Below are 18,297 nucleotides of genomic sequence, written 5' to 3'. Positions count from 1 at the left end.
GGCATCATGGGGCAACATGTTTCATCATAAAATAATGTCATATCATGAGAACATCATACCCTCACTATATTTTCTTCTTCCAGCACACACGCTTCTTGTGGTTACGGTGCTCGAACATGTCCCACTGCCCCTGCACGGCGGTGTTTGTCTCCATCTCCAGCTGCGTCTCCGCCCACTCCACACCGTACTTGTGGTAGTACGGAATCAAGTCGTAGAAGAACAGCGCATTGACACCTTTGTTGCGGTATTCGGGAAGCACACCGATAAGAAGCAGGTCGAGTCCCTTTGATTTCTTTGACAAAAGGAATCGCAAAAGGTGGAACCAGCCGAAAGGAAACAGCCTGCCACGGCGGCATTTCTGCAACACTCTCGCCATGGAAGGCGCAGTGATGCCCACACCGATGAGGTCGTGTCCGGGAGTGTTCCAGTCCTCGACAAGGGTCACAAGGTTCATGTCCAGCACAATGGAGAACTTCTTCACCAACTGGTCTATCTGCCTGTCGGTCAGTTCGCTGTAGCCGTAAAGGTCTTTGTACGTGGCGTTTATCAGGGAGAAAACCTTACGTCCCATCTTCTCCTTGCCGTACAACTCGCTGCGCTTCACCTTCCTTATGTGCAGGTTGTAGCGCTTCATTATCATCTCGGAAATCTTCCTGTGCTTCTCAGGCATCTGCTCCGGGACAAGGATGTTGTACTCATTGTAGCGGTTGTCCACCTCAAAACCGCCGATTTCCTCTATGATTCGCGGGTAGTACTCGTAATTGTATAGTGTGGCAATAGTGCTCAGTTCGTCAAAGCCATACACCAGCATGCCCTCGCTGTCCATATCCGTGAAGCCGAGAGGACCGACCATCTGCTCCATGCCATGCCTGCGTCCGTAGTCCGCAACAGCATCGAGCAACGCCTCGGCAACCGCCTTATCCTCGACAAAGTCTATCCAGCCAAAGCGCACATCCTTCCTGCCCCACTTCTCGTTGGCCTTGTGATTGATGATGGCTGCTACCCTTCCGACAAGCTCTCCGTCACGGAAAGCCATGAAATACTCCGCCTCACAGAAGTCAAAGGCAGCATTCCTGTCACGGGAAAGTGTGTCCACCTCATCGCTGTAAAGCGAAGGGACATCATAAGGCGAGCCTTCATAAAGGTCGTAATGAAAATCAATGAACCGTCCAAGGTCTTTCTTCGTCTCTACCTTGCGTATCTCTATATCTTTCATATTCAATAGTTTGAATCAATGCATCCGCATTTCTTTCCCGCGCATATATAATGTTTGGGCGCATCCGCGCATAAAACTTTACAAAGTTACTAAAAACAAACGTATTCTTAACATTTTACCATGTAAAATTATTTTTTTTTAAGTTGGAAAAGGAAAATACGCAACACAGAAACACAGTTGGCACAATATAAAAAACAAACGCACACACATCAGGAAACCAAAGGTATCACTTTGCATGGTCAAAGGTTACCTTTTACCGTGTAAAGTGTTACCTTTCGCAGTGCAAAAGGTAACACTTTGTTTCATAATCTATAACTTACTGATTTCCAATAAATAACGCAACCAAATAATATTCCTTACCTGCGACGGCAGACAAGGATACGGTGCTCACCGAGAACGGTTGTCCCGAAGATAAAAATCTCTCCGCCGTCCTTCAGCTTCAGACGCTTGCGGAGCTCGTCCGCGGACATGGGGAAATTGCGCACGGCTATGTTCGCGCGAGACACTCCGCCGGGAATGCCGGCAAGGGCGCGCTTAAACTCTTTCTTGTTCAGCGAGGAAAGGGCTACAATTTCAAACACTCTGTCGGGAAAACATTCGATGGAATCGGCGTTTTTTGCAATAAAAAGATGGGTCATCCTGTCAAGGGCGGCACAAGAGAATTGTGCGGTAAAATCGGCAAAATTGCCCGATTTCATTATCGAAGCGTTAGGCACAAACAGTGCATCGCCGGCAACCGGCATGACAGTGACGACAGGCGGCAGCGTCGGCAGACCGTCTCCGTCAGGCAGGAGCATGCTTTCAAACATCTCTTCGTCATTGACGCACACTACTTTTGCCGGAACATCGCGGTCATCGATGACAAGGATAAGTTCCTTGCACTCATTCTTCACGGAGACGATGTGCACCTCTGAAACACCGTCCACCCGACGGCACGCCTCACGATGATCAAGCATCGGTGAGAGTTTCACTATCACGCGCCACGCCTTCTCCCTCAGCAACGGCATCAGACCGACTATGTCGGGCGTGCAGTCCTCTATGGCGTATGTCTTCCTGCCGTTCACATCACGGCGCGCAGGATCAAGGTAGATTGTCCTCCTCTTGCGCTCCTCTTTCGAGGAAGGCAAGGATTGCAGGAACGACTCCGAGGTATCGCAGACAACTTCCGCATTCTCCATTCCGAGAACGGAGAAGTTATGGCGTGCCGTCTCGCAGAGATGCTCCTGACGCTCGACATACCACGCCCTCCCGAAACCTTGCGACATGTAGGAGAAATCTACGCCAAAACCTCCCGTCAGGTCGATGAAATGGGCGTTTTTCTTCACTTCCGCACTTTCAGGAAGCAGTCTGTCGCGCTTGTAGACGGCAGTCTTTTCGCTCGAACATTGCTCCATGGAGATGTGCGGAGGATAGAGTATGCCGTCACATTCCGCCCACATCGGCAGCTTCGTGCGCGCCCTCTGACGGCCGTCAATCTGCTGAAGGGCAAAGCGCATGTCTACTCCGGCTTGGGGCTTCAGCGCCAGTCTGCGGACATCATCGTCACGGTGGATGGTGATAAACTCCTCTGTTGTCATGGTCGGTTATATTTGGTTTTTCGGCAAGGCATAATGCCTTTTTCCGTGAAAAATGAAAAATTATGGTGCAAAGATATAAAGAATTTGCCAAATAATTAGTAAATTTGTGGCAAATATAATAAGTTCACCACTTTTGCAAGCCAAGTGTATAACTTTTCGCAAACAAATGTGGCAGAGCCACAACCTTTACGGTAACCCCTGGCTTCAGCCATGGGGATGGCAAAAAAACATACAGTTTGTGTGGCAGAGCCACACTCCTTTATGCCTGAAAAACAGTAGTAAAACAGACTATGGATGAAGATTTCGACATAAGAAGCCAGGGGCAGAAGAGCACGGAAAAGGACTTTGAGAACGCTCTCCGCCCTCTCGAATTCGGCGATTTCACCGGACAAAAGAAGGTCGTGGAGAACCTTCAGGTCTTTGTGGAGGCAGCGAAATATCGCGGTGAGCCTCTTGACCACACTTTGCTCCACGGGCCTCCGGGACTGGGAAAGACGACACTTTCGAACATCATCGCAAACGAACTGGGCGTGGGATTCAAGATCACTTCCGGTCCGGTGCTCGACAAACCGGGCGACCTTGCCGGCATACTGACGTCTCTGGAGCCTAACGACGTGCTGTTCATCGACGAGATTCACCGCCTCAGCCCTGTCGTCGAGGAGTATCTTTACTCTGCGATGGAGGACTACCGCATTGACATCATGATTGACAAAGGTCCGTCGGCGCGAAGCATACAGATAGACCTGAACCCGTTCACCCTTGTCGGTGCGACGACGCGCTCGGGCTTGCTGACGGCTCCTCTGCGTGCGCGTTTTGGTATAAACATGCACCTTGAATACTACAATCCTGAGACCCTGATGCGTATCATACGACGCTCGGCGAGGATTCTCAGGGTGCCTATCTCGGACAAGGCTGCCATAGAGATTGCACGACGCTCACGCGGTACGCCTCGAATAGCCAATGCTCTGCTGCGAAGGGTGAGGGATTTCGCCCAAGTGAAAGGCAATGGAAGCATCAATACGGCCATAGCGGAGATGTCGCTCACGGCTCTCAACATCGACTCTTATGGTCTTGACGAGATTGACAATAAGATACTTACGACAATCATCGACAAGTTCCGTGGCGGTCCTGTGGGCATCTCAACCATTGCGACAGCCATCGGTGAGGATGCGGGAACCGTGGAGGAGGTCTACGAACCGTTCCTTATCATGGAGGGTTTCATGAAGAGGACTCCGCGCGGACGTGTCCTGACGGAGCTTGCTTACCGCCACCTCGGCAGGGACATATACACCTCCGGGGAGCGTCAGCCGTCACTATTTGACTGAGAATCCCACGTTGAAATGGGCTAAAATGACAGAATAATGAGAACAGCAATATTCACCGGAACGTTCAATCCGTTCACAATCGGACATGCTGACATTGTGGAACGTGCCCTGACTATCTTTGACAAGGTTATCATCGGCATAGGTTTCAATCCTGCGAAGGACAGCAACAGCGGTGTAGAGGAGCGTCTTGCACAGATAGAAAGCATATATAAAGATGAGCCACGCGTCACAGTAGAGGCATACAGCGACATGGCTGCCGACCTTGCAAAGAGACATGATGCGGCAGCCGTAGTAAAGGGTGTGCGCTCTGTCGTGGACTATGAGTACGAGAGGAATCAGGCGGAATACAACCGCCTGTTAGGGGACGGTCTGGAGACCGTGCTGTTTTTCTCGCGCCCTGAACTCTCCGCACTGTCAAGCAGTGGAGTGCGCACGCTGCAGATGTTTGGCAAGGACACCACGAAATTCCTGCCATAAGGCTGCAAAGCAATGTGTTGCACTGCTTGCAACAGCACGTTGCAATACATGCAATGGTGTGTTGCAACATATGCAACAGAAGGATTTTTCCCGATGAAATGGGCGTTTTTTGTAAGAATTTTACAGTTTTCAAAACATAGGAGATTATGATTAGCTACAACGCGGAGAACGTTAAAATGCCTCAGATAAAGAAGCGTGAGGTGACAAAATGGATACGTAATGTCGCTGCCTCTTACGGCAGGACAGTCGGAGAGGTAGGTTATCTCTTCTGTGACGACGAGAAAATACTCGAGGTCAACCGCGAGTACTTACAGCATGACTACTACACGGACATCATAACATTCGATTATGATGAGGGCAATCAGATAAATGGCGACCTTGTCATCTCGCTTGACACCGTGCGCAGCAATGCAGAACTCTTCAACAAGCCTTACGAGGAGGAGCTTTACCGCGTGATTATCCATGGCATACTACACCTTTGCGGCATCAACGACAAAGGTCCGGGAGAGCGTGAGATAATGGAAAAGGCGGAGAATGAAGCCCTCGCCATGTGGTTCGACAGGAAGTAGAAGCCGAAGAAATGGTGAGAAAAGAAGAAATCGGTATGTTGATGTCTCATTACATCAACATACCGATTTTCTTTGTGCTTATATAGCATCAAACACCTTAATATAAATGCAGATGTATGGTAAAACGGTTATGTTTTCCACGCTGTACCCCCATGTGTACCCCTATAAAATTTGGAATCGCTTGCGAAATATTGTATCTTTGCAGCGTCTTTCAATGGGACAAGCGCTCTTTGACATATTTACAATACATACATTGCGAGGGTGTTCCCTTATGCAAGGAGACGCTTCACGATGGCGGAAATCTGGCCGCCTTCAGCCTTGCCTGCCATCTGCTTGGAGGCAGCGCCCATGACTTTGCCCATCTCCTTTATGGAAGTGGCGCCTGTCTCGGCGATTATGGCTTTCACAACAGCTTCGATTTCCTCCTCGGTCATTGGCTTTGGAAGGTATTGTTCGATGACGGCAACCTGCGCAAGTTCGTCATCTGCGAGGTCCTGACGTCCCTGCTGAACGTAGGTTGCGGCAGATTCCTTGCCCTGCTTTGCAAGTTTCTGGAGAATCTTCATTGCGTCGGCATCGGTGAGTTCGTCATTTGCTCCCGGGGCTGTCTTAGCCTCAAGGAACACCTTCTTTATGTTTCTTAATGTCTCGAGGCGCACCTTGTCGCGTGCTTTCATAGCCTCCTTGATGTCTGTTGAAATCTGATCGAAAAGCATAGTAGTATTTGTTTTAATGAGTTTTGTTTACTGTTTTTTGCCCATTTCATCGGCAGAAAGGACAGGATAGACATCAGTTTGTCAGACGACTGAAATAGGTTATTATCTCCTCCCATGTCTTGAACGTGTCCGAACCGTATTCTATCGGTGTCGCCATGCCGTCCTTTGGCGGGCAGGGAGATATGAAGAAATCACCGTAAAGGAGTTCCGGATTGTTGGTGAAGATGATGTGGTCATGCGCCGGGACTGTCACATACTCCTGCATCCAATCCGTGACCACCTTATAATAAGGTGTGTCATTCGTCGGCGAAGGTGCCACAAAGTACAGCGTATAGTTGTCGAGAAGAGCCTCAACCGCCTTATGCATTGACGGCGTTGCCTGCATGCGGTCGTTGTGAAGGCATTCAAAATCAATGTAGACAGTCTCACGCTGCCGCTTCTCCTGCCTGTCGTCTATCCACCGGACAACAGGGACGAGGGCATGGTGCACAACGGTGTCTATCAGGCGGTGCTCACCATGGAAGGTTATTCCCTTAGGATAATGCTCAAGAAATATGTCCCTTGTGTGCACCACGGGGTCATTGTCACCGAAAAGTCCCCACACTCTCGCCTTGTCCTCCTTGACCTTTTCAGGGTTGAAGCATTGTGCCGTAAGCTCACGATACTCCTTGACAATCGCCTTTGTGACAATCATTTCCTGCACGCCGTCACGCCGCGGATTCTGGAAAGAGAGTTTGCCCACCATGCCATGGCTGCCCATTGTGTCGCCCATTTGGAACGCCGGATTGACCAATATGCGGTCGTATCCATAGAGCATCTCAGTCATCATGCCGCCCATCGATGAGCCGATGATGAGGTCAGGACGCTCCTCGTCACAAGTGGCATGGAGCAAATCCATCGCTTCCTGTGGATGAATAGGGAGATCGGGAGCAACCACCGTGGCGTTGGGGAAGATTGTGCGCAGCAACGTCACCGTCCCCGACTGTCCGCTTGAAGCAAAGCCGTGGACGTAAAGTATCTTCTTGCCGGACATTATGTCCTGCCATGTCTTCATGTATTCCATTAGGGAAACGGTGTTTTTTGTGGATACAAGTCAGTACTGTCAGTATTGGCAATAATGACAGTACTGACCAAAATCTCTAATCTGCCATTATCTGCAGAGTTTGCAGCCCTCGCATTTTGACAGTTCGCCACGGAAGCGTTTGTCAATGAGGTAGTGCAGACGGTCGCGCAGAGGTTCAAGAGGAATCTCGTCGATTACCTCGTAAATGAATGCCGCCTGCAGGAGAAGGCGCGCCTCTTCGAGAGGAATGCCGCGCTGACGCATGTAGAACAATGCGCTCTCACTCAACTGTCCGACAGTCGAACCGTGTGAACATTTCACATCATCGGCATAGATTTCCAACATTGGCTGTGTGTACATCCGCGCCGTTTTTGTAGAGAGAAGGTTCTGGTTTCTCTCCTCCGACATAGTCTTCTGTGCATCCTTACGCACCAGGACACGTCCGGCAAAAGCACCTACGGCATTGCCGTCAAGGACATATTTGTACAGTTCATGGCTGTCACAGTGAGGCACGGCATGGTCGATGAGCGTGTTATTGTCCACGTGCTGTTCCTTATCAGCCACCACAGCACCGTTAAGCCAGCATTCAGCACCCTCCCCGGCAAGCGTGAGGCGTGTCATTTGGCGTGTCTTTCCGTTGTGCAGTGTGATAAGACTGTGGTGGACACGCGAGCGACTCTCCTGCTTTATGTATGTGTTTGCCACAAGAGCATTGCGCTGATGAGTCTCCTCCAATCCATAAACCTCTATGTCAGCACCCTCTCCGGCAAGGATTTCCGTCACCTGAGTGGTAAGAAACTGGCGGTCGTCGGCAGCATGGTCGCAGAACAGAACCTTAACTTTGCTTCCCTTCTCCGCAACAATCAGCACACGGCGGTTCACCATCATGTCCACGTCCGAACGCAAAATGTTCACCACCTGAATGGTTTTCTCCACAACAATGTTCTCCGGAACATAAATCAAGAGACCATCCTCGGCAAGCATAGTGTTAAGCGAAGTGATTGCATCGGCTGCAGCCAGGGAGTTGTAGTACCGCGCAACGATGTCCTGACGGTTGCAGAAAGAATCCACGACGACACCCTCCGGCAACTCTTTCTTAGGGAGCGCCTTGCCAAAAAGCGTGTCATTGACCACAAAATAAAGTTGTGTGGAAAGGTTAGGCACGTCACATCGGAACGCCCGGTACGGGTCTACAGGGATTTCAAGACGGTTAAGGTTCAGTCCGAGGTCAGGAGCCATCATCTCACGGATGTCAGTGTAACGGTACTCCTCATCCTTTCTGCCGGGCAGACCGCCGCTGCGGAAACTCTCGAAAGCCTCCTCACGCACGGCGTTCATAGCCTCACAGCTGTGCGACATTATCGTCTCACGGCACTGTTCGTAAAGTTCGACATACTGTCTTGCACTATTCTCCATCAGCTTCCTGCTTTATCCAGTCGAAACCACGTTCCTGTATCTCCTTCGCAAGCTCAGGCCCTGCGGTCTTCACTATCCTACCCTTGTACAGCACATGCACAAACTGCGGGCGTATCATCTCAAGAAGACGGTCATAATGTGTTATGACAATCGTCGAAGTCTTCTCATTGCTGAGCTTGTTGACCCCCTCGGCAACGATGCGCATCGCGTCGACATCCAGTCCGGAGTCTGTCTCGTCAAGGATGGACAGTGTCGGTTCGAGCATTGCCATCTGGAAAATCTCGTTGCGTTTCTTCTCTCCTCCTGAGAAACCTTCATTCACTGAGCGGTGGGCGAGCTTGCTGTCAAGCTCCACGACCTTACGCTTCTCACGCATAAGTTTCATGAACTCCGATGCGTTGAGTGGCTCCTGACCATGGTACTTGCGCTTCTCATTGATAGCAGCGCGCATGAAATTGGTCATGGACACTCCCGGTATCTCCACCGGATACTGGAAAGAGAGGAACAGACCCTCATGGGCACGGTCCTCAGGATTCATCTCCAGCAGGTTCTTGCCGTTGTACCACGCCTCGCCCTCTGTCACTTCATAGGCAGGATTGCCCACAAGGACAGCGGAGAGAGTGGACTTTCCGGAGCCGTTAGGTCCCATTATGGCATGCACCTCGCCATCATTGATCGTGAGATTGATACCCTTCAATATTTCCTTGTCGCCTATTCTGGCGTGCAGATTCTTTACCTCTAACATATTGTTCTACTTATTTTATGTTGCAAAATTACTAATATTTTTTCAATATACGAACTTTTTGCGACTGTTTTTTAGCGGTTTGCGTTGGATAGCAGACATAAGTTCTGAAATTCTGTCCTATGGCTATTTCAACCACAAGAACCTCCTCCGCCCCACCGACCGTAACGCCTCATTGAATTGATGTATTTCTATTAGAAGCGCGAAAAACAGCGCTCAACTTACAAAATGTAGTCTGTTCGTGTATTTTTTCAGTCATCTTGTTGCATATTCCAAACTTTCTTTGTAATTTTGCAACCACAAATCAAGATACTTTGCTTTTATAAACAAGTAACAAGGTAAAAGGATAAAACAATTCAACAAATAAAAACAGCAAAGATTATGAACGCAGCACAAGTTGTCGAAACTCTCAAGCAGAGATTTCCAAACGAGCCTGAGTACATCCAGGCCGTAAGTCAGGTACTTCCAACCATCGAGGAAGAGTACAACAAGCATCCGGAGTTCGAGGCGGCAAACCTCATCGAGCGTCTCTGCATCCCAGACCGCATCATCCAGTTCCGTGTGTCATGGGTTGACGACAAAGGCAAGGTTCAGACAAATATGGGCTACCGTGTGCAGCACAACAATGTCATCGGCCCTTACAAAGGCGGCATCCGCTTCCACGCATCCGTGAACCTCGGCATCCTGAAGTTCCTCGCTTTCGAGCAGACTTTCAAGAACTCTCTGACAACGCTCCCTATGGGTGGCGCAAAGGGTGGCTCTGACTTCTCGCCACGCGGCAAGTCAGCTAACGAGGTAATGCGCTTCTGCCAGGCTTTCATGACAGAGCTTTACCGCCACGTAGGTGCTGACGAGGACGTTCCTGCAGGCGACATCGGTGTCGGCGGACGTGAGGTCGGCTACATGTTCGGCATGTACAAGAAGCTCACCCACCAGTTCACCGGTATGCTTACAGGCAAGGGCCGCGAGTTCGGAGGCTCACTCATCCGTCCTGAGGCAACAGGCTATGGCAATGTATATTTCCTCTGCGAGATGCTCAAGACACGAGGCATCGAGCTGAAGGGCAAGAAGGTGCTCATCTCCGGTGCGGGCAATGTGGCACAGTACACAGCAGAGAAGGTGCTCCAGCTCGGCGGCATCCCTATGACAATGTCTGATTCCGACGGCTACATCTATGACCCGGACGGCATCGACCGCGAGAAACTCGACTTCATCATGGAGTTGAAGAACATCCAGCGCGGACGCATCAAGGAGTACGCAGACGAGTATCCTAATGCAAAATACGTACCGGGCAAGAAGCCTTGGTTTGAGACAGGATGCGAGATTGCCCTCCCTTCCGCAACACAGAACGAAATCAACGAGGAGGCAGCGAAGGCTCTTGTGGCAAACGGCGTGATAGCTGTTTCCGAGGGTGCCAACATGCCTTCCACTCCTGAGGCTATCAAAGTGTTCCAGGACGCGAAGATTCTCTATGCTCCGGGCAAGGCTGCAAATGCCGGCGGCGTGTCTGTTTCAGGTCTCGAGATGTCACAGAACTCCGGCCGTCTCTCATGGTCTTCCGAGGAGGTTGACAACAAGCTCCACTGGATTATGGAGAACATCCACGAGAACTGCGTGAAGTATGGCACAGAGGAGAACGGCTACATCAACTACGTGAAGGGTGCAAACGTTGCCGGCTTCATGAAGGTTGCCAAGGCAATGATGGCTCAGGGCATCGTGTAAAGCACAGACTTATAACCACATAAGCATAACAAACGGCGCATCTGTCGATTATGACAGGTGCGCCGTTTTTGCGTTTTCATCTGTTCGGAAAGCAGGTTTGTGCATGCAGGAGAAAGCATTTCGGAAATCCCACGGCAACCTTCCACGGAGCAGAATGTCATGAGTGACAAAATGAAAGGTAACACTTCGCCATACAAAATGTAACACTTTGTTTGGCAAAAGGTAACGCTTCACCATGCAAAGCGTTACCTTTCGTAATGTCGCCTATGTTTTAACATCCATTAGTGTTTCGGTTTATAAAAACCACAAAAACACCTCTCGTTTTGTAAGTGATTTTGTTGTTTCGCTTACATATAGACAAAAAGAACTATTCAACTATCGTCGCAGCCATCAGACCAATGACGACATCGTTGGCACTTGTCGCCAAACGCAGGGACTTCAAAGGTTTGTTTTCCTGAAGAGGAATGTAAAGCACTGTCGCCGCACCGCCTGGAATGGTGCGCGAAGTGAAACCTTTCAGCCCGAGAGCCTTGTCCATGTCGTTGCTGACAATGCCCGATGCGAGCGCAATGCGGTAAGGGCGCGGAGTGTCGATGCTGAACGCCTTGCCGTCGACATAGAACTCCTGCTCTATCGGAGCCCAGTTGTCCGGATTGCGAAGCTCCAGCTCTTGGCTTGTGCCGTCTGCATATTCCACCGTCACAAGTCCGTTGCGGTGACGGCACTGCATGTGGTTTGTGCTGCCTGCAAGCAGCAGATACATCCCTTTGCCACTGCCTTCGAGTGCGACACCGACCGAGTCGGGATAATTGTCCCACAACGAAGTGAAGGCTATATTCCTACCTTCTTTATAGGAACGGAACGGCACTCCCTGCGGCATACGGAACACACCGTCAACGAGCTGCCCACGGAAACCGCTGTCGTCTATGTCCGCCGTATCCTTCGGGTGACACCATTCACCGATGCCCTGTAACGGTATCTGCAACGTAGTGTAAGGAGAGCGTGGCGAAGCATACGTGTTGCGGAAGATGTCTGTCATGTTGGCATTGACCACACTGTCAAGGTTTACCATGCGAAAAACCGCCATTTCATCGGTTTTTGGCAGCACCGTACCATAGTCTTTTTTAGACCTTTCATCAACGGGAAGTGGCTCCGAAAAAGTCCACCACTCCACTTTTCCCTGCTTTGCGTGGGCAAAAGAATTCTTAACCTCTGACGGTTTACAGTGCTCATAGTCTATCGGCGAACCGTTCCACTTCACCACCACCTTGATTTCCTTTGCATACGGACAATTCACAACAATGCATGCACGTCCCACACTCACAGCGTTCTGCGGCGTGATGCGCCGGCCGTTGACCGTCACAGCGTCATAACTGTCAAGCAATGCAGGTATGGTCAGCACCACATCGGCAGACTTATTGAAGCGCGGTTTTATTATGTAAGTTTCTGTAAAACCCTTACGCCGGAAGTCGATGTCAATGTCCGTGGAGTGCATAGATGCATAATCCCATGCGGCAGGGAAGCCCGGCGTGATGTTCACCTTACCGTTCAGCAAGTCCGGAGCTATACCGAACAATCCCTGCACCAGTACCCTTGACGCCATGCCGATTGGGTCGCCGAAGTCACGGTAGCACTCGCCACGGGCGCGGTCGTAGTGACTTATCTGCCCGAAATTGCCCGGACAATGCCCGAGATACATGCCGTCAATCACCGAACCTTTGAACAATCGGTACGCCTCTTCCGGTCTTCCAGCCTGCCAATAAGCCAATGCCGTATGCCAAACCTCGGCAAACGCCACATTGTTTATGCTCCATGCGTAAGGCATCCAGTTGGTTGTGCTGATTGTATGGTAGTCGCCCTCAAGCCCTTTTCCCGTCACAGGGATGTGCGGAATCTCACGGTCAACATATTTCGTGGCACGGTAGTACTGGAAAATATCGCTCACATCCGAGTCTATGGCGTGATAGATTGTCCACACAGCAGGCGAGGTGTGCAGGTCACGGTGTCCCATGAAGTCCTCAAACTCAGCCCAGCAGCCTTTGTCCTCCATCCACAGGCGCGCGTTCATCGCCGCCTTTATGCGCTCCGCCTCGCGTGCATACCGGCTGCCGTCCTCGCCAATCAGTTCGGCAATCCGTGCCGCCAGCCTGTTCGCGCGGTAGTTGTAAGCAGAGGAATGTGTCACCGCCCCACTGTTGTAGTATAAGGCATCGCTCGCCCAAATGCAGCAATAAGCGTCATAGAGTGCGTCGTCATTCGGGTCGAAATTGCGCTTTTCCCACTCCAAATGGCGTGTGATGACGTTCCACATCTTCTTTGCATAATCGACATCGCCTGTCCAGCAGAGGTGCCACATAAGCTCATCGATGTAGCAAAGGTTCATGTCGTAATGGTGCATCTGGTTGTTGCGGTTCGGGTTACGGCAGATATATCCGTTGCTGTACATCTGCGTCCCCCACTTCTTTTCGGCACGCGCATTGTTCATTTTCGCGTCCTGCGTAGGGTGCGGATATATAGGTTCGCGGTCAGTGACCTGCGAGTTTGCATAGTTGTCAAAATGCTTCCGTGCGCGGTCGTGCCACCCTAAGCAGTCTCCTGTGTATGCAGCGCGCCAGCCGCTCAATGGCATTCGCCATGCGTTTGCACCATGAAGCCACACCTCTCCGTCCCAAATGCCGTCGGCGGCAGCCATAAGCGCACCGCCGAGTGTGTTCATGTAAGGATCGGGAGTGACAATCTCCAACTGCGAAACCAACGCTTTCCGCGCCTCTTCTGCCTTTGCATAGAGCCGCCGTCCCTCAGCCGTGGTGACTTGGCGGAGGGCATTGTCCTCATAGACCACATACAATTCATTCTTCGAAAAATCATGTTCCGCACAAGTAGGCGAGGCAGTCAGCGAGGCTTCAAAACTGTCCGCCTTGTCCACCCCAAGGTCGCCGTTGCGCTGAAGTTTCTTCGCACGTATGTCGCCTATCTGCGAACGCAGGCGCATTTTCACCTTGTCAGTGCGGAACATCCATATCGCGCCCTCCTTGTCCGCCAGCGGAATGGCAGTGACGGATAGCGTGCCGTTGCCCAGCCGCTTATCCTTCAGCGTGTAATCCCTGCGCCCAGGAGTGTAGCGTGCCTTGCAATAGTCGGTGGAATCAAGGGCAATGGTGCTGCCGTCAAGCATCATCCGGAATGCAATGTGCCGGCTTTTCGGCTTGTTGTAGACAGCAAACACGGGGCGGTCGCTCGTCTCCAGCCGCCAGACGGTGTGCGTGCCGTACAGCGGTCGTGTGAAACGGTTCTTGCCATTAACACAAACAAAGTCCTTGCCCTCGGGGAAATACTGCATGGAGCGTTCCGCTGTCTCACCGCTGACGTCATTGGCAGTGAACAGTTGTTGGGCAGAAAGTGGAAGGGAAAGCAGCATGACAAGTCCCGAAACAAGGGCTTTGCCACGCGTAAGAATGGGGTTTGCGTACCCGGGGTTATGGTTTTGTCTCATTGTTTTGTTATTAATGTATGGCTTAGTGGTTGATTCTTAGTTTGCTGATGTGCAGCTTATCTTTTGCAAAGATACTGATTTTCCTCTACAAACAGACATATTAACCCGCTTTTTTGCCCTTAAACGCTTCTGAAATCACTGTTTTTTTATTCTCCAAGAAACAGATTTTTAAAAACATAAAGTTTTTTTCTATGCCCAACATTTGCATATATCAATTATTTTGCTGAACTTTGCAGGAAAATACAAGATTATGTTTTTCTTCAAATCCAAGATAAAGGTTTCGGAGTCCGCCCTGCTGAACGGTTTCACCGACTGCCACTGCCATCTTCTTCCCGGAGTAGACGACGGTGTGAAGACGGTGGAGAACACGCTGCGGATTCTTGACATGATGCACCGCCATGGTGTCCGTGAGGTATGGCTTACGCCACATATAATGGAAGAACATCCCAACACACCCGAAGATTTGCAGCACCGTTTCGAGAGCCTTCCTTATGATGGACCGATACAGCTGCACCTTGCCGCGGAGCACATGATTGACAGAGAGTTTTGCCTTGAACGCGCATCGAAACTGCCACTGCAAGGGGACAAGCTGCTGGTGGAGACAAGCTACTTCAACCCTCCTATCAACATGAAGGAGACTCTGAGAGACATCAAGGTGTCAGGGCTGCACCCTGTCCTTGCCCACCCATGCCGCTACCAGTACATGGAACCGGAGGACTATGAAGAACTGCACAGCCTTGGCATAATCTTCCAGCTGAATATCCCTGCCCTGACAGGAATCTACGGCCCTGCAGCGGAGAGGAACGCGCAATGGCTTCTTGACAAGGGCTATTACAGTCTGGCAGGAACCGACACGCACAGTGTGACGCATTTCAGGCATTTCCTTGACAGCAAGATACCAAAGAAACTGATGAGAAAGATAGAAAGATTCCTTGAAGAACTGAAGCAACAACAAGGATGACCACATCCTTTGTGTGGAAACATTGCATAAAAAGACTTTTACAAACTAAAACAGGGCTGGCATTTCTCACGAGATGCCAGCCCTTCTCCTTACTATTGTGCTAACCATGAAAATCTACAATAGTGGAAAAATACATATTATCAAACAACTTTTTTTCTTGCAAAAGCGTACCGGCAACGATGCCGATACGGATGTTTCCCGGTCGGTTACCTCCTGAAATCAAACCTCAGTCTTAACGGCAGACCTTCATCGCCAAGGTTGATTCTCACTGTCGGAACCATAGCCTGAGGGCCAAGCTGCTCCAAAGGCTTGTACGACTGTATGGGAGCGATGTCAATCAGGAACGACATGTCCCCCTCCGGAAACCTCTCCATCGTGCGCTTGCCGTCACGGCGGAGCACCGGTTCTTGTGGAGTGAAGATGCGGAAATATGTGCCTTCCGTGGCACAGTAGACAGTGAACGGAGACTCCTCTGACTGTATTTCCGCCCAATACATATCACTGTAGAATCCCTTGAACTCCGGATAGACAAGGTGGGTCTGCGGCTTCTGTGCGCCTTTCTTCCATAGTGCGGAGTCTATTGGCAGTTCACCGGTGATGGTATTGTTATAGGTATTCTCCCATAATCCGAGGCGTGTACCCTGCCGGCGGTTACGCCACACACGGTAAGGGCCGTTGCCCAGCCACCGCATGCCACGGCATTGTTCTTCAGGATAAGAGAATGTCAGACCGATGTTGCGTGCGTCCGGCTCAAGGAATTTCCCTTCATAGCCATGTCCGCGGCGGTCATTGAGCAGCACAGCGTCCATTTCCAGTATGCCGGAGGGCTTCATGCGCCATACGATAGAGTCTATACCGCCGGAGTAACGGGCTATGAGAAGCGCATCGTTTCCTTCTGTCCTTGTGCCGACAGACTTCAGTTTCGCCTTGAATCCGACAGGCAAAGGCCCGTTGTTGAATGCTGTTTCCTTGCCCGAGCATGTCACTTTTCTGAGCAAAGCCGTCGATTTGGCGAACTCACACTTTACGTTATTAGCGCAAAGGGTGATTGTCTCATCATCGGTTTGCAATGTTGCCTTGCCGTTCTCCTTTGTGCCAAGTGAGCTGTATAACGCCTCTGCACCACAGGCGGGATAGGAACGTGTGAGGATAGTGTCCTTTTGTGGCGACAGGACATGCAGCTGCAGGAAGGCCGGAAGTCCTTTTGCCGGGCGGACATCCTGCAAAGTGATGTGTCGGGACTCGCCAGGTGCCGCCTGTGGCAAGCGCATTGAGCCGGAAGATATGGTGTTTGTTTCACCACCGGCAGCCGGCAATGACTGCCATTCCCATGCGAGAGTGCATTGGGAAAGGTCAGTGAACAGGTAATCATTCGTGAGCATAATCCTGCCGTTCCATTTGTCGTTGATTACAAACGGAGAGATTTGCACCGGCGCCCATATATCCCTTATCGCCCAATAGCTGCCCTCTTTCTCACGATATGGCCCTACAATGCCGTCAGGACCGTTAGGGCCGTCGGTGTCGATGGCACCGTTGCGGTCGGTGCGTGCTATGCCTTCGTCAGCCCATGCCCAGATGAATCCGCCGGCAAACAAAGGGCTCTGCCGCCAGTTCACCCAATAATCGTAGAGTGAAGCGCCACCTCCCTTGTCGTATTGTGCATGCAGGAACTCCGTGGGCATGAACACTTTAGTGCCGTTTCTAAGTCTTCCCGCTCCCGTTTGGAATGCAGGATAATGGTGAGCGTCCACACCATTCCACAGTGCCCAGGCATGCACCACATGGCGATGCTGCGGGTCGTAAGCGTCAAATAGAGGGTCAAGATTGTAATTGAAACCGCCCTCATTGCCGTTGCTCCATGCGAAGATGCACGGATGTGACGCATCACGTGTGATCATCTCTTTAAGTATGCGCGGGCCGTTGGCATTGTCATAAGGGTTCTGCCACCCTGCCAATTCATTGAGATAGAGCATGCCCAGGGAGTCACAGATGTCCAGCAGGTGGGAGTCCGGCGGATAATGGGAACGTATGGCATTGGCATTCATCGCCTTTATGAGCTTCACGTCCTCAATGTCTCGGGCTTTTGACGATGTGCGCCCTGTCTCCGGATAGAAGCAATGGCGGTTAACGCCATTGATAAGCAGCTTTGTGCCATTGAGATAGAAACCGTCGCCCTCACGGAACTCTACGGTACGGAAACCTATCCGCTTCCCAATGCTATGCAGCGGAGTGCCTTTAGCGTCACGGAGTGTCAGATGAAGGGAATAAAGGTGTGGCGTTTCGGGAGTCCATTGGCAAGGCGAAGGGAAGTCCATCGTCACCATGCAGGAGTCCTTTTTGACAGTTGCGCTCCTTTTTCCCAACCCTTCAACGGAGGCTTCAAGCGTATATCCGTCAGAAACCATGCTTGTCAGCAGCTGAATGTTCAGTCGGCCATCTGCCCGAGCGTCAATGGTGGCTCTGCGGATGTGGCATTTTGGCTTGGCAGTGAGCGTGACAGGGCGGTAGATTCCTCCGAAAAGCCACCAGTCGGCCTTACGTTCGGCGGCATTGATGCTTTTGTTTGAGGACTCTTTGTCTACTTTCACACGGAGGTGATTCCTCTTTCCATACCTCACTTTGTCGGAAATGTCGTAAGAGAAAGGTGTGAACGCGCCACGGTGGATGTCACCCGCCGGCAGTCCGTTGACACAGACTTCGGCATCGGTCATCACACCTTCAAAGTTGATTTCCACCACCTTACCGTTCCATTTCGCAGGAACGGTGAAATCAAGCTCATATATGCCGGACTCCATGGACGGGCGTTCCCCTTTCTTGGTGTACCATCGTCCGTAGGTGTATGCCCCAAAGCCTTGCAGTTCCCAGCACGAAGGCACTTGGATTGTGCTTCGCTTGCCTTTGCGCATACCGTCAGTGACGGTGAAACGCCATGGCTTTGTGTCATCGCAGCCCTGCCCTGAAAGCAGGATTGTCTCGGTGGTTGTCTGCGCCATTGTTGCACAACAGCACATCACTGATAA

13 protein-coding genes are annotated in these 18,297 nt (G+C 51.0%); 5 read left to right on the top strand and 8 right to left on the bottom strand.

Annotation, left to right across the window (positions count from 1 at the left end; genetic code table 11):
• Positions 1-64: 64 nt before the first annotated feature.
• Positions 65-1,216, bottom strand: coding sequence for an N-acetyltransferase (locus HPS57_RS07315; RefSeq protein WP_172181660.1), 1,152 nt, complete (start codon positions 1,214-1,216; stop codon positions 65-67).
• Between the two features lie 356 nt (positions 1,217-1,572).
• Complete coding sequence (locus HPS57_RS07310) at positions 1,573-2,793, bottom strand: THUMP-like domain-containing protein (protein ID WP_172181658.1); 1,221 nt, start codon at positions 2,791-2,793, stop codon at positions 1,573-1,575.
• Positions 2,794-3,083: 290 nt separating this feature from the next.
• On the opposite strand from HPS57_RS07310, the gene ruvB reads away from it, so the two are divergent.
• The 3 genes from ruvB (at position 3,084) to ybeY (ending at position 5,164) form a co-directional block, all read left to right on the top strand.
• Positions 3,084-4,118, top strand: coding sequence for a Holliday junction branch migration DNA helicase RuvB (gene ruvB, locus HPS57_RS07305; protein ID WP_172181656.1), 1,035 nt, complete (start codon positions 3,084-3,086; stop codon positions 4,116-4,118).
• Positions 4,119-4,154: 36 nt separating this feature from the next.
• Positions 4,155-4,595, top strand: coding sequence for a pantetheine-phosphate adenylyltransferase (coaD, locus tag HPS57_RS07300; protein WP_172181654.1), 441 nt, complete (start codon positions 4,155-4,157; stop codon positions 4,593-4,595).
• 146 nt (positions 4,596-4,741) lie between these two features.
• The gene (gene ybeY / locus HPS57_RS07295) at positions 4,742-5,164 is read left to right on the top strand and encodes an rRNA maturation RNase YbeY (RefSeq protein WP_172181652.1); all 423 of its coding nucleotides are present in this window, start codon (positions 4,742-4,744) and stop codon (positions 5,162-5,164) included.
• Between the two features lie 269 nt (positions 5,165-5,433).
• Here ybeY and HPS57_RS07290 read toward each other — a convergent pair whose 3' ends face one another.
• The 4 genes from HPS57_RS07290 to sufC all read right to left on the bottom strand — a co-directional run bounded on the left by HPS57_RS07290 (position 5,434) and on the right by sufC (position 9,104).
• On the bottom strand, positions 5,434-5,880 hold the full coding sequence (locus HPS57_RS07290) for a GatB/YqeY domain-containing protein (protein WP_172181650.1): 447 nt from the start codon (positions 5,878-5,880) through the stop codon (positions 5,434-5,436).
• Positions 5,881-5,953: 73 nt separating this feature from the next.
• Positions 5,954-6,943: a YqiA/YcfP family alpha/beta fold hydrolase gene (locus HPS57_RS07285; protein ID WP_172181648.1), complete on the bottom strand. Its 990-nt coding sequence runs from the start codon at positions 6,941-6,943 to the stop codon at positions 5,954-5,956.
• Between the two features lie 87 nt (positions 6,944-7,030).
• Entirely contained in the window at positions 7,031-8,359 is a 1,329-nt protein-coding gene (sufD, locus tag HPS57_RS07280; protein WP_172181646.1) for a Fe-S cluster assembly protein SufD, read from the bottom strand.
• Positions 8,349-9,104, bottom strand: coding sequence for a Fe-S cluster assembly ATPase SufC (sufC, locus tag HPS57_RS07275; protein ID WP_172181644.1), 756 nt, complete (start codon positions 9,102-9,104; stop codon positions 8,349-8,351). The genes sufD and sufC overlap by 11 nt, the downstream gene beginning before the upstream one ends.
• A gap of 378 nt (positions 9,105-9,482) precedes the next feature.
• Between sufC and HPS57_RS07270 the strand changes: the two genes are divergently transcribed.
• Positions 9,483-10,823, top strand: a complete 1,341-nt coding sequence (locus tag HPS57_RS07270) for an NADP-specific glutamate dehydrogenase (protein ID WP_172181642.1) — start codon at positions 9,483-9,485, stop codon at positions 10,821-10,823.
• A gap of 367 nt (positions 10,824-11,190) precedes the next feature.
• On the opposite strand, the gene HPS57_RS07265 is transcribed toward HPS57_RS07270, so the two are convergent.
• The gene (locus HPS57_RS07265) at positions 11,191-14,316 is read right to left on the bottom strand and encodes a DUF4450 domain-containing protein (protein ID WP_172181640.1); all 3,126 of its coding nucleotides are present in this window, start codon (positions 14,314-14,316) and stop codon (positions 11,191-11,193) included.
• Positions 14,317-14,566: 250 nt separating this feature from the next.
• On the opposite strand from HPS57_RS07265, the gene HPS57_RS07260 reads away from it, so the two are divergent.
• On the top strand, positions 14,567-15,277 hold the full coding sequence (locus tag HPS57_RS07260; RefSeq protein ID WP_172181638.1) for a tyrosine-protein phosphatase: 711 nt from the start codon (positions 14,567-14,569) through the stop codon (positions 15,275-15,277).
• A gap of 206 nt (positions 15,278-15,483) precedes the next feature.
• Here HPS57_RS07260 and HPS57_RS07255 read toward each other — a convergent pair whose 3' ends face one another.
• Entirely contained in the window at positions 15,484-18,270 is a 2,787-nt protein-coding gene (locus HPS57_RS07255) for a glycoside hydrolase family 2 protein (protein ID WP_253946494.1), read from the bottom strand.
• Between the last annotated feature and the right edge of the window lie 27 nt (positions 18,271-18,297).

Source organism: Palleniella intestinalis, from assembly GCF_013166595.1.
Classification (GTDB): Bacteria; Bacteroidota; Bacteroidia; order Bacteroidales; family Bacteroidaceae; genus Prevotella; species Prevotella intestinalis.
Note: the sequence above shows the minus strand (reverse complement) of the source record. Positions and strands in the feature narration are given on the sequence as shown.

What these genes read in the sequence shown, in the direction of transcription:
- HPS57_RS07315 (WP_172181660.1), bottom strand. Translation starts at nt 1,216, where the DNA reads ATGAAAGATATAGAGATACGCAAGGTAGAGACGAAGAAAGACCTTGGA.
- HPS57_RS07310 (WP_172181658.1), bottom strand. Translation starts at nt 2,793, where the DNA reads ATGACAACAGAGGAGTTTATCACCATCCACCGTGACGATGATGTCCGC.
- ruvB (WP_172181656.1), top strand. Translation starts at nt 3,084, where the DNA reads ATGGATGAAGATTTCGACATAAGAAGCCAGGGGCAGAAGAGCACGGAA.
- coaD (WP_172181654.1), top strand. Translation starts at nt 4,155, where the DNA reads ATGAGAACAGCAATATTCACCGGAACGTTCAATCCGTTCACAATCGGA.
- ybeY (WP_172181652.1), top strand. Translation starts at nt 4,742, where the DNA reads ATGATTAGCTACAACGCGGAGAACGTTAAAATGCCTCAGATAAAGAAG.
- HPS57_RS07290 (WP_172181650.1), bottom strand. Translation starts at nt 5,880, where the DNA reads ATGCTTTTCGATCAGATTTCAACAGACATCAAGGAGGCTATGAAAGCA.
- HPS57_RS07285 (WP_172181648.1), bottom strand. Translation starts at nt 6,943, where the DNA reads ATGGAATACATGAAGACATGGCAGGACATAATGTCCGGCAAGAAGATA.
- sufD (WP_172181646.1), bottom strand. Translation starts at nt 8,359, where the DNA reads ATGGAGAATAGTGCAAGACAGTATGTCGAACTTTACGAACAGTGCCGT.
- sufC (WP_172181644.1), bottom strand. Translation starts at nt 9,104, where the DNA reads ATGTTAGAGGTAAAGAATCTGCACGCCAGAATAGGCGACAAGGAAATA.
- HPS57_RS07270 (WP_172181642.1), top strand. Translation starts at nt 9,483, where the DNA reads ATGAACGCAGCACAAGTTGTCGAAACTCTCAAGCAGAGATTTCCAAAC.
- HPS57_RS07265 (WP_172181640.1), bottom strand. Translation starts at nt 14,316, where the DNA reads ATGAGACAAAACCATAACCCCGGGTACGCAAACCCCATTCTTACGCGT.
- HPS57_RS07260 (WP_172181638.1), top strand. Translation starts at nt 14,567, where the DNA reads ATGTTTTTCTTCAAATCCAAGATAAAGGTTTCGGAGTCCGCCCTGCTG.
- HPS57_RS07255 (WP_253946494.1), bottom strand. Translation starts at nt 18,270, where the DNA reads ATGGCGCAGACAACCACCGAGACAATCCTGCTTTCAGGGCAGGGCTGC.